The following is a 12,279-nucleotide window of genomic DNA, read 5'->3' as shown; positions in this document are numbered from 1 at the left end:
TTCATGTTGCAATTGTTTTTATCACACATTTATGCTACATTAATAATAGTTATGTTCCTTTAGGAGGTAGACGTGTGCATACTTTTTTAATCGTATTACTAGTTATTGATTGCCTTGCTTTAATTGCTGTTGTCCTGTTGCAATCAGGGAAAAGTGAGGGTTTATCAGGTGCCATTTCCGGTGGTGCTGAGCAATTATTCGGTAAACAAAAAGCCCGTGGAATGGATTTAGTTCTTCAACGGATTACAATTGTCCTTTCAATCATCTTTTTCGTATTGACCATTTTACTTGCATATTTTGGTTATTAATGAATAAATCGATTCCTGGCCGCAATTGGTCAGGATTTTTTCTTTTGGAGAGAGGCTTTGCACTTTGTTTTACTTTTGCCTTAAGATTTTGTAAGCTGAATTCAGGAAATTATTTCCCCGTTTAAGCGGAAGTTTCATTTTACAAAGTTTAACTTTATCTTTTTTCGTAAAAAATACTAGTAGTTGTTTGTACATAGAGAGGAAGAATGGAATTGAAAATCGTTGCACCAAAGCCTTTTACGTTTCATAGAGGTCCAAGAGCTGTTTTACTATTGCACGGATTTACCGGGAATAGCGCCGATGTTCGAATGCTGGGAAGAGCACTTGAGAAACATGGATATACTTGCCACGCACCGATTTATCGCGGGCACGGGAAAACACCGGAAGAATTATTGAAATATACTCCGGATGATTGGTGGGAAGATGTCGTCCAAGCGTACGATGATTTAAAAAATATGGGCCATGATGAAATAGCGGTTGCCGGTCTTTCCCTTGGCGGACTTTTTTCTTTAAAACTTGGATACTCGAAACCGGTAAAAGGGATTGTTCCCATGTGTGCCCCGATGTATTTTAAAAATAAAGATGTACTCTATCAAGGCGTTTTACAATTTGCCAGAGAATTTAAGGAAAAAGAAGGAAAAACGAAAGACCAAATTGAAAAAGAAATGAGTGCATTCGATTCTAAAGAGCTGCAGCAATTATTGAAGGAAAATGAGCAGTTAGTCGATGAGGTGAAAAAAAATATCGATATGATCTATGCCCCGATATTTATCGTACAGGCAAAAAATGACCAAATGGTGAATATCGATAGTGCAAAAATTATTTATAATGAAGTGGAATCAACGGAGAAATCAATAAAGATGTATGAAGAGTCGGGTCATGTGATTACATTGGATAAGGAAAGAGAACAATTGCATGAAGATGTCCTTCAGTTTTTAAATAGCTTGGATTGGAAAGAATAAAAAAATCGAAAGGAGGTATTTACTTTGGAACAGCTAGCCTTAGTTGAAAAATTACTTGATTATATGAAAGAAGAAGCTTATAAACCGCTGACGGTAAGTGAGTTGGAAGCTGCTCTCGGAATTAATGACTCCAGTGAATTTAAAGATTTTGTCAAAACACTGGTATACATGGAAGAAAAGGGTCTCGTTGTTCGGACACGAAGCAACCGCTACGGACTTCCGGAAAAAATGAGCCTGATTCGCGGACGAGTTTCCGGACATGCGAAAGGTTTTGCTTTTGTTATTCCGGAAGAACCCGGCATGGATGATATTTTTATTCCTCCCGGTGAAACAAATACCGCTTTAAATGGTGACTTGGTGCTTGCAAGGGTTACAAAACAGAGTTCCGGAGCGAGAAGAGAAGGAACCATTATTCGTATTTTAGAACGAGGAACGAAACAAATTGTCGGTACTTATACACAAAGTGCGAATTTCGGTTTTGTCATTCCTGATGATAAAAAATTTAACGGAGATATTTTTATCCCGAAAGAAGCTTCGATGGGGGCGGTGGAAGGACATAAGGTTGTTGTCAACATTACCGTTTACCCGGAAGGCCGAATGAGTGCGGAAGGGGAAGTCGTCCAAATTCTTGGGCATAAAAATGACCCGGGGGTTGATATTTTATCGATCATTTATAAACATGGATTGCCTATGGAATTTCCGGATGAGGTGATGGAGCAAGCTCAAAAGACGCCGGATATCATTACCGAAAGTGAGCTGGCAAACCGCCGTGATCTCCGCGACCAAGTGATTGTAACGATTGACGGTGCCGATGCAAAAGATTTGGATGATGCGGTTACTGTAACGAAATTGGAAAATGGTAATTACAAATTAGGCGTCCATATTGCCGATGTCAGCCATTATGTAACGGAAGGAAGCCCGATTGACCGTGAAGCGTTTGAACGAGGAACAAGCGTGTATTTGGTTGACAGGGTCATTCCGATGATTCCCCATCGTCTGTCGAACGGCATTTGTTCTTTGAATCCGCATGTTGACCGCCTGACATTATCTTGTGAAATGGAGATTGATGAACATGGCACAGTTGTCAGTCACGAAATTTTTCAAAGTGTGATTAAGACAACGGAGCGGATGACTTATGCGGACGTTAATAAAATTTTAGTCGATAAAGATGAAGAAATTCGGAAAAAATACGAGCCCATTGTCCCTATGTTCGAATTAATGGAAGAATTGGCTTCCATTTTACGTCATAAACGGATGAACCGGGGAGCGATTGATTTTGATTTTAAAGAAGCAAAAGTGTTGGTTGATGAAGAAGGACACCCGACTGATGTCGTCACAAGGGAACGGTCGGTTGCTGAACGGTTAATTGAGGAGTTTATGTTAGCCGCCAATGAAACGATTGCCGAACATTTCCATTGGCTCGAGGTCCCTTTTATTTACCGAATTCACGAAGACCCGAAAGAGGATAAATTACAGCGGTTTTTTGAGTTTATCACGAATTTCGGCTTGATTGTAAGGGGAAAAGCCAATTCCGTTCATCCTCGTGCGTTACAAGAAATTCTCGATGAAGTCCGTGGCAAACCGGAAGAAATGGTCGTTAATACGGTAATGCTCCGTTCGATGCAACAGGCGAAATATTACCCGGAAAATTTGGGCCATTTTGGATTATCAACCGAGTTTTATACCCATTTTACTTCACCGATTCGCCGGTATCCTGATTTAATTGTTCATCGCTTGATTCGGACGTATTTAATTGATGGAAAAATTGACCCGGCCACTCAGGCAAGATGGGATGCGATGTTACCGGAAATCGCCGAGCATACATCAAAAATGGAGCGGCGTGCAGTCGATGCTGAACGCGAAACCGATGAATTGAAGAAAACCGAATTTATGTTGGATAAAATCGGTGAGGAGTTCGATGGCATTATTAGTTCCGTAACAAACTTTGGTCTATTTGTTGAACTGCCGAATACGATTGAAGGACTCGTCCACGTTAGCTACTTAACCGATGACTATTATCATTATGATGAACGGCAATATGCGATGATTGGCGAGCGAACCGGTAATGTTTTCCGAATTGGCGATGAGATTACTGTTCGCGTGATTAATGTTAATAAAGATGAACGTTCGATTGATTTTGAAGTTGTCGGCATGAAGTCCACGAGACGTTCGGAGCGAAAAGAAGCGCCAAAAATCGTTGTTGCCAATCCGAATAAAAAACCGCGGAACGGTAGCAAAAACGGAGACAGTCGCTCAGATAAGAAACCGAAGAAGAAAAAGAAATTTTATGAGAATGCTCCTAGTGCAAAACGGAAAAAGAAAAAAACAAGGTAGGAATCATTGTGTGTGCGGTCCAAGTATGGCGATGTTGGACATTTTAGCTTATATTTCACCAAATCTCGTAGGAATCATTTTAGGTACGGTCCAAAGGAGAGGGGCTGTGCCTATTTAAAATTTGATTGGTTACAAAATTGCATATTTCTTATAAAGTTAAAGATAAACCCGTTTGAAAATGCTTAAATGTTCTCAAAGAAAATTTGCTTCCATCACAAATTGCTTTTCTCACCGTTTTTTGCTAAAATAAATGGTTACTGGGGGAATGCATTATGCCAAAAGGAAGAGGAAAAATCGTTGCCCAAAACAAAAAAGCTTTTCATGATTATTTTATTGAGGAAACCTATGAGGCCGGAATCGTCTTGCAAGGAACAGAGATTAAATCCATTCGTGCAGGTCGTGCCAATTTAAAAGATGCATATGCCCGGATTGAAAAGGGCGAGGTGTTCTTACACAATATGCACATTAGCCCATATGAGCAGGGGAACCGCTATAATCATGACCCGCTGCGAACAAGGAAATTGCTTTTGCATAGAAAAGAAATTAATAAATTAATTGGTGAAACGAAAGAATCCGGATATTCCCTTGTTCCGTTAAAAATTTATTTGAAGGACGGTTTTGCTAAAGTCGAGCTTGCTTTGGCTAAAGGTAAGAAAAAATACGATAAACGAGAAGACTTGAAGAAGAAAGAAGCAAAACGGGATATTGAACGAGCATTCCGGGAAAGACAAAAGATGTAAACTGAAACAAAACATTCCATTTGTTTTTTTAGTTGTTTTTGCTATAATAAAGATGTCGCAAGGAAAGACCAGCGACAAAAAACAATTGAATAGTAGCTAAGTAAAAACTATTCCATAACTAACCTATACAACATGGGGACGTTAAGGATTCGACAGGGATAGGTCGAGCTTAAGCTGCGAGTCGAGTCGGCGAGCTCGTAAATAACGCCACGCCAATAATAACTGGCAAATCTAACAATAACTTAGCTTTAGCTGCCTAATAAGCGCAAAGCTGCTCCTCCCTCCATCGCCCACGTGGTAGGGTCAGGGGCTCATCTGAGTGGGATACGCCGGTTGCCTGCCGTCTGAAGGCGAAGGAAGAGAACAATCAGACTAGCGTTCACAGAGCCTGTCGATAGGCCGAGTGAATCGCGAAATGCCAATATATCGACTACACTCGTAGACGCTTAAGTGCCGATATTTCTGGACGTGGGTTCGACTCCCACCGTCTCCACCATACATATTTGGTGGATATTCTAGAGTTTTTTTGTGACAGGAACCATAAAATTTCCGTTTGGAAACTTTATGGTTCCTTTTATTTTAGGAAATTATATGGTTCCAAATGGTTTCAAGATAAAATTCACTATATAATAATCAGAGCCTTATGACCAAATGCCATTAGGAACTTTTGAATTTAGTTAGAAATTTGTATCATAATTTTTCTAGTGCTTCTTTTAATTTACCAATTTCTTCTTCATTTAAAGTAATACCTTTCCCCATTTTTTCACGATTTGGCGCCCAATCCCTAATATCATATTTTGGAGATCGACCGTTCCAACTAATAAGGTTAAATTCCTTTTGCCATCCTTTAGTTGTTTTAGATAAAATAGCAATTTGCTCAATAATTTCATATTTTATTTCAGTCATTTTTAGTTCCCTCTTCTAATAATATTGTTTTTTCTTGTTCATTTAATTTAAAAATATCGCCTAAAAAATCATCAATATCAATTAAATCAAAATTTATATTTGCGAAGTCATCCAATAATATAATAGGTAAGTCTTTTAAAAATGCATTTTTATAAATTAAATATCCATTTGCTTTAGGAACTGAAATTTTTCTATAAATTGATGTAATTATAGTAGAGTTTAAATATTTTAGTAAAAAGGATTCGAATTTTTTGAACTCATCCTTTATTTCCATACCACAAGCACTATCAGTATAAAAACATTCATCAACAAGAACAAAATCATTATGATCATTTACTTCTGAAAATACGAATTTTCTATTTTCAAAATGTGTTCTTTTTCTTGGATTCCATAATTCATACCATTGTTTGTTACTTTTCACAAAATAGCCTCTGCTAAGAAGCAAATCTTTTTTTGATAATAAATATTCATAAAGATTTGGATTTTTCCCTTTTATCTCACTTTCACTAATTAAAATATTTTTTCCTTTTTTGTCTACTAAATATGGGTAAAATAAATAATTATCATTTTCAATCAGTTCTCCATTTCTAATATCTTTTCCTTTATATACTTCTACTAGAAAATTAAAATTAATATTATTTTCTAATATAAAATTTTTATCCAAAATAAATACATCATTATTTCCTGTTACTATACCTTGGGAAATAGATTTGGTTATATCTCCAAGTTTATAATTGCACTTAGATGTAATTTTTTCTAAAATTTCTCTATAGTTATCTTTTTCAAGGGACCATACTGGTTCTTTTAAACTGTCCTGTCTTATTATGTGTTCAGATCCGTATAATTCTTGTTCTATAATTCTAACTTTATGATCTTTATTTGCTGAGTTTTTTTCCAATGAGAATATGCAAGTATAAGTTAAAGCTGAATCAAAGATTTGGAAATCCTTAAAATCACATATATAATTTAATTTAGTTTCATTTAGTACTAATTTTCTGATGTTTTTTCCGTAATCCCTTTTGTAAAAGTAAGAAGGGCATATATAAGATAGGATGCCATTTTCTTTAAGTAATTTAATGCCTCTTTCAATAAATAGAACATAAAAATCATACTTACCATTTGCAGAAAAGTACTTTTGTTTAAAATACTCTTTGTTTGGAACTTTATGAAATCCAATATATGGTGGATTACCTATAATAACATCAAATCCTCCGTTTTCTTGAAAAACTTTTGCAAATTCCAAATACCATAGTAAATAAGGTTTTTGTTTCTTTTTCTTTAATTCATCGTATTTCTTTAAACCAGTTTGATTATCATCTTGACTTAATTTATATTCTATTAAATCATCTCTTAATTTATCAATTCTTTCCTTTAGTTCATTTTTACGTTCTTCATTTATTTCATCAAAATACCGATCTTGAAGTTTAAACATTTCATTTAACATTTCTTCAGAATAATCAATTAGGAAACTCAGCTGCTGTGTATAATCTTCTATACCACTTGATTCCTTTAATATTGCCTTTTTTCTTTTTAAAATACTTTCATCAAATAATTTAATACCCTCGTATTCATCAACGAGACTATCTCCCACCATAATATTCATATCTAGATTAGGAAGAGGTCTCGGTTCGGGGGTTTCCTCATTTATTTCTTGATCGACAATTACAGACAACCATAATCTAAGTTTAGCTATATCAACTGCACTAGGTTCAATATCTACAGCAAATATTGAGTTTTTAATAGTATCTCTTTTTAATTTGTATGGTGACCGGTTCTTCCTAATCGTTTTCTCACCAATTGTTCTTCCAAGTTTTCCTTCTTTATCTACTCTAACAAGATAATCTGTAATATTATTCCGTGCCTTAACAATTTCACTTAGCATTCCCAATGGAAATGCACCAGATCCTACAGCCGGATCAGCCACTTTAATATTTTCTAATGCTTTATCAATTTTTACTATATTTTTTAAGATACTAGGTTTTATGGTATATTTTTTCGTATATCCTACACCTGAACGACTATCAGTATCTCTAATTAATTCTCCATATAAGATAAATTCTTTCATATCCTCGTAAGGTACATCTACTTCATTAACGAGGAAATTAATTAGACTTTCTTGACACATATAATGTACTATTTCACGCGGAGTGTAGAATGCTCCTTTTGATTTTCGATCCGTAACATCTAGTAAGTTTTCGAAAATTTTACCTAGCATTTCTGGATCGACAGCAACTTCTTTTTCTAACGGTTCATCTTCATTCATTGTAAAATTATAACGTTCAAAGATATCTATAATACCATCTGCTTCTCTTCCCTTTTCATTTTCATTAGAAAAAAGGCTGTTTGGAATACTAAATTTCACATCTCGCCAATGGTAGCCTTCTAATGGTTCGAATAATCCACCATTTAAAAACGGAATTTTACAGTTGAATTTATTAAAATAATGATTTTTCCTTTTCTTGTTTAAGGCTTCATAAAATAGTGGTTGTAAATATTCATCAAAGAAGTTTTTATTTGTTTTATTTATACAATGATTAAAAATTCTACTTATAAACTTTCTTTCTCCACTCCCCCAAGGCTGATCGAATTTCGTTCCTACAAAACAATCTGAAAATAATTCAGCTTCATGATCGGTTAAATTAAATAATTCAATCGACGAAATTTTTCTTTTTCCAGTACCAACTTTTTTAAAAACTCTTTCAAGAATATTCCTGTGAATATCATCATTTTCATAATAAATTTTTTGGTATTCACTTTCTAACAAGGTATGATTCTCAGGTAAAATTCTAACACCTAACCAACCTTTTTTTTGAATAAAATATAGAAAAGCTAATTGACCTAATAATTTTTTTGAAAATTGCTCAGCGAATTTAGGAACTTCAAGTCCTAGTTTTTTAGTTTCGTTAATAAAGGCTTGATCTTGTTCAAGGTATTCCTTTAACTGAAGATATTTCTCTTTATATTGTTCGAAAAACTCCTTGGTTACTTTCTCTACGCTAAATGCCTCTTCTATCTCATCTAATGTAGGATTATCTTGATCGTTTTCAAAAATCGGTAGAAGTTGAGCTTTTGCAGTATGACTTGGCTCACCTTTTCCGACAAGATAAGAATAACGTCTGGCTGGTGTTAAATCGAGTTCTAAACCTTTTTCAGAAAATGTATAATCAAGTCTTACAAAAGATAAACGCCAGTTGGTTTCATTTGGTGAATAAAAGGCTACTATTGCGGCTTCATAATCATTTTGATCAAGAATCTTTGAAATGAAATTCCGTTGCATTGTTCTTGCACGTTCTACGCTTTTATCTTTTTTTATTTCAACAGCTAAGATTAACAAGTTATTCTCATCTACATCTTTATAAGTCCCAATCTTATAGTAGGCTGCTACATGTTCTGAATATTCCTTCCATATTCCAATACTTCTTTTATAAGGAAACATTTCTGGTTCATTAAAAAATTCTAAAACAAACCTTTTAAATCTATCCAAATCAAAGCTCTGATTAAATGTTTCTTCTAATATTTTGGTTTTTACAGTATTCATTCATTTACTCCTTTCTTTAAATATGAGGATAATATTACTTCAATATCTCCAGAAACATTTACTTTTTTATTTAAGATTCTGTTATTTTCAATATATCTATCAGGAACAATATTTATAATTTCGTAGTAAATTTTAATTGGATCCTTTATACCTTTTGTCTTCTTAACTACTTCATTTGTTACTGTTGATGGAATGTTGCCATCTTCCCACAGTTTTCTTAGATGTCTTATCATCTTTTCTTCTTTTTCTGTAAAAGTTTTTACTTTGGACAAAGCTTTCAATAACTTTATCACTTGAGAATCTCTACCAGTTTTTTTATGAGCTTCAGTGATAATTTCATTAACCTCAACAAAACTTTGTTCGAAGTTTTTCTTATTCTTATTTAGATGATCAAAAAATACCTTCGGTGTTAATATCCTTTTTTCATCCTCTTTGCATTCAAAATATTTAATTGCACTCAAAAAAGGTTTTTCAGTAATTACTTCACCATCGGTAATAAAAAATTTTTTTAATGCTCCTTTTCTCACGAACGAAATGGTAGAATCCTTTTCAACTAGAAGAGATTTCCTGCCTGTTTTGGATTTTAATGGGAGATTTTTGATTTTGACGAATAAATCTGGTTGTTGATCTCTTATCTCTCTAATTAATTTTAAATATAACTGTGGTGAAGCATCACCTTCTTCATCACCTTCTAAACTGTCCTTACTATTTAGAATAGAATACAATTGGTGAGAACTTACTTCTTCATTATCAGATAAGTACTTTGAATCTTCGCCTAATGTATCGTGAAATGCTTGGATTTTGGAAATAATATTTTCTTCTAGTGGTAGCTCTGCATTGGCTTGGGCAGTTGGGAAAAAGTTAAAAACATATATTTTATCGTGTTTTGTACCTACACGATTTATTCTACCAACCCTTTGCATAACTTTTGTAGGGTTCCAAGGTAAATCATAATTCACGATTACGTTAGAACGATGTAAGTTAATACCTTCTGCCAGTACATCTGTAGTTACAAGAAATTGAATATCATCTTTATGTTGACCATCGAATTTAGGATCAAAATTTGCTTCTATTTCTTTTCTTACCTTTTCTGAACTTTGCCCACTAAACACTATTACCTGAGACGGAAAGAGTTCCTCAAGGTACAGTCCTACGTATTCGGCAGTTTCTTTTGATTCAGTAAAGATTATAATCTTTTTATTTTTTAGTACTGGATTGTTTTTTAATTCATATAGAAATTTATCCTTTTTTGGATCCTCAATTATTTCTTCCCATTCTTCTTCCAATAATCTTAGTCTAGTTAAATCCCTTTTAAGAGCAGGCATAAATTCATCATTGAAGTCCTCAATTTTATAAAATTGCACCTTATCTTCTTCAACGAGTTCCATTAAAGTCTCGTCGTCTCCATTATCCATTAAATCATAAACATCAATTTTTTTACTAATAAAGACCTTCCCGGATTCACACATAGTAATAAACTTTTCATAAGAGATAATAAAACGGTGAAGTGTCTTTTTAAATGCTTCAAAACTACTTTCTAGACGCTTAACGAGAATGGATTTCATAAAACCACCCATATTCCTTTGTGAAACCATCATTGAAGCTACGTTTTTATCGATGACTTTTAAATATGTTAATGGTTTATAACGAGCATATTCTAACTTTTTAATAATGGAAATTGTGTGGTTAAATACTTTTTCTATATGATCGTTAAATTCGTATATAATTTTTTCAGGATCTGACAATTCCGGAAACTTTAGTCCTTGCTTTTCAAGATCTTCAGCATACACTTCTTTTACTTCACTTCTCGTTCTACGAATCATAATGTGCCGTAAAACTTGATCCCGAATTTGTTCTGAATTATTTTTCAAAGTCTGATTGTATTCATCGGAACCTTTTTCTAGTTTTTTTAAGTTACTTTCAAGACTTTGAAAGAACTTTTCCAAGTTTTTATTATTAGGTATAATAGTACTGTTGTTTTTTGGCTGGAATAAATAAATTTGGTTTGCTATATCTGTTGAGTAATTATTTTGAGGTGTAGCCGTAATTAAAATCACCTTTTTGTTATAACAAATTTGATGAAGTTTTTCGTAACTCTCTGTTTTTTGGTTTCTAAATCTATGCGCTTCATCGATAAACACATATTTATATTTATCAAGATCTGAATCTAAAATTTTATCTAACTTTCCTAATGATTCTACTCTTGCTGACACATCAAATTCCCACAAAACTTTTTCCCAATAGTCTATTAAAACAGGGGGGCAAATAATTAATTTTCTTCCTTTTAATTGACGAGCTAACATAGCTGTTATATACGTTTTCCCTAAACCAACAACATCAGAAATAAATACACCACCATATGCATCCAATGTTTTTTTAGCTTGAACAACAGCATCAATTTGATATTGTAATCTTAAAAATCCTTCTGGAAGTAATTCATTCCATTGTTCGTTTTTATCTTCATTAATCTCCTCTTTAAAATATTCATAAAGAGTTTTAAGAAATAATTCATATGGAGTAATGTCATCCTTAATCCATGTTTTTTCTTTGATTGTTTCAATATATTCAGTAGAAATATCAATACCCTCATCCCATAATTCCTCAAACTTTTCTAAGGCGTATTGAACATCCCTGCTATCTTTCAATTCGACATTAAATTCAAGATTATCTATTAAACCAGCTTTTGAAAAATTACTAGAACCAGTGATTACACTTCCATATTGATCAGGTACTTTATCTAAGTCCTTTCTCATTATATAAACTTTTGCGTGGATAGGAGCTTTAGGGTATACTCTAATCTCTATTTTTCCACTTTGTAACCATTTAATAAATGTTTTTACACCTTTTTCAACTTGGTAACTGTCTTCAGACTTTTTCATTTCATTGATGATTTCATCTTGATATGTTTGTTTTACATCTTTATGTGACATATCAAAAACGATTTGCTCTTCCTTTGATTTTTCGATAATTTGAACAGTTTTTTTATCTGTATTGATTCCAACTAGAATTCTTATTTTTTCTACTTCCTCTAGGGCGGGATACATTAAGTAGAATCCACTAGTTCGAAAATAACCAACTAGCACGTCAAAAAATTTGGTGTTTTTGCTTAATATTTTATTAAACCTATCATATAAATTTCTACCTTCTTCATTAGTAAAAAAGGTCAAATCATTGTGCATTTGGATTCTCCTACATTAATTTTTATTTTGTTTAGGTAATAAGTTACATATAATATTATTATATCGTAGTCGTGTATTATTTTAAATTCAATAAAATAAGAAGTATGTGTCAAGTTTTTCTCGATAGGGTTTAAATATCGGGTATTCCAAGACACTCTTTTTGTACACTTTCGGCCACCTTACTTGCTTGTTTTCTTGGCTCAGTGAGGCTGTTCTGAAATTGCCTTAATATGTCTGTATAGAGATAACAGGAATGTTGATGCGTGCGAAATTTATTCGCTTTCCGCGGGCGGCCGGCGAGCCTCCTCGCTT

At 33.6% G+C, this 12,279-nt stretch carries 8 protein-coding genes and 1 other RNA gene; 5 read left to right on the top strand and 4 right to left on the bottom strand.

Going from position 1 to position 12,279, the window contains the following annotated elements:
* The first annotated feature begins 74 nt into the window (after positions 1-74).
* The 5 genes from secG (at position 75) to ssrA (ending at position 4,840) form a co-directional block, all read left to right on the top strand.
* Positions 75-308: a preprotein translocase subunit SecG gene (gene secG, locus BT1A1_RS14140; protein ID WP_034772426.1), complete on the top strand. Its 234-nt coding sequence runs from the start codon at positions 75-77 to the stop codon at positions 306-308.
* 212 nt (positions 309-520) lie between these two features.
* Positions 521-1,270, top strand: a complete 750-nt coding sequence (locus BT1A1_RS14135; RefSeq protein WP_034772424.1) for an alpha/beta hydrolase — start codon at positions 521-523, stop codon at positions 1,268-1,270.
* A gap of 63 nt (positions 1,271-1,333) precedes the next feature.
* The gene (rnr, locus tag BT1A1_RS14130; RefSeq protein ID WP_051989155.1) at positions 1,334-3,604 is read left to right on the top strand and encodes a ribonuclease R; all 2,271 of its coding nucleotides are present in this window, start codon (positions 1,334-1,336) and stop codon (positions 3,602-3,604) included.
* A gap of 272 nt (positions 3,605-3,876) precedes the next feature.
* Positions 3,877-4,344, top strand: coding sequence for an SsrA-binding protein SmpB (smpB, locus tag BT1A1_RS14125; protein WP_034772420.1), 468 nt, complete (start codon positions 3,877-3,879; stop codon positions 4,342-4,344).
* 134 nt (positions 4,345-4,478) lie between these two features.
* Positions 4,479-4,840, top strand: a transfer-messenger RNA (tmRNA) gene (gene ssrA / locus BT1A1_RS18005).
* Between the two features lie 194 nt (positions 4,841-5,034).
* Here the strand turns inward: ssrA and BT1A1_RS14120 are convergent.
* The 4 genes from BT1A1_RS14120 to BT1A1_RS19350 form a co-directional block, all read right to left on the bottom strand.
* A complete protein-coding gene (locus BT1A1_RS14120) occupies positions 5,035-5,250 on the bottom strand; it encodes a YdbC family protein (RefSeq protein WP_034772418.1) in 216 nt (71 codons plus the stop codon).
* Positions 5,243-8,788, bottom strand: a complete 3,546-nt coding sequence (locus BT1A1_RS14115; RefSeq protein WP_034772415.1) for an Eco57I restriction-modification methylase domain-containing protein — start codon at positions 8,786-8,788, stop codon at positions 5,243-5,245. The genes BT1A1_RS14120 and BT1A1_RS14115 overlap by 8 nt, the downstream gene beginning before the upstream one ends.
* Positions 8,785-11,967 carry a restriction endonuclease gene (locus BT1A1_RS14110; RefSeq protein ID WP_034772412.1) on the bottom strand — a complete coding sequence of 1,061 codons (3,183 nt, stop codon included), beginning with the start codon at positions 11,965-11,967 and terminating at the stop codon, positions 8,785-8,787. The genes BT1A1_RS14115 and BT1A1_RS14110 overlap by 4 nt, the downstream gene beginning before the upstream one ends.
* A gap of 130 nt (positions 11,968-12,097) precedes the next feature.
* Positions 12,098-12,279 (bottom strand): hypothetical protein (locus tag BT1A1_RS19350; protein ID WP_034772410.1); only part of this gene is annotated, 182 nt, incomplete at its 5' end.

Source organism: Caldibacillus thermoamylovorans, assembly GCF_000751775.1.
GTDB lineage: Bacteria > Bacillota > Bacilli > Bacillales > Caldibacillaceae > Caldifermentibacillus > Caldifermentibacillus hisashii.
Note: the sequence above shows the minus strand (reverse complement) of the source record. Positions and strands in the feature narration are given on the sequence as shown.

Excerpts from the sequence above, each read along its gene's own strand:
- rnr (WP_051989155.1), top strand. The coding sequence starts at position 1,334 with ATGAAAGAAGAAGCTTATAAACCGCTGACGGTAAGTGAGTTGGAAGCT.
- smpB (WP_034772420.1), top strand. The coding sequence starts at position 3,877 with ATGCCAAAAGGAAGAGGAAAAATCGTTGCCCAAAACAAAAAAGCTTTT.
- BT1A1_RS14120 (WP_034772418.1), bottom strand. The coding sequence starts at position 5,250 with ATGACTGAAATAAAATATGAAATTATTGAGCAAATTGCTATTTTATCT.
- BT1A1_RS14115 (WP_034772415.1), bottom strand. The coding sequence starts at position 8,788 with ATGAATACTGTAAAAACCAAAATATTAGAAGAAACATTTAATCAGAGC.
- BT1A1_RS14110 (WP_034772412.1), bottom strand. The coding sequence starts at position 11,967 with ATGCACAATGATTTGACCTTTTTTACTAATGAAGAAGGTAGAAATTTA.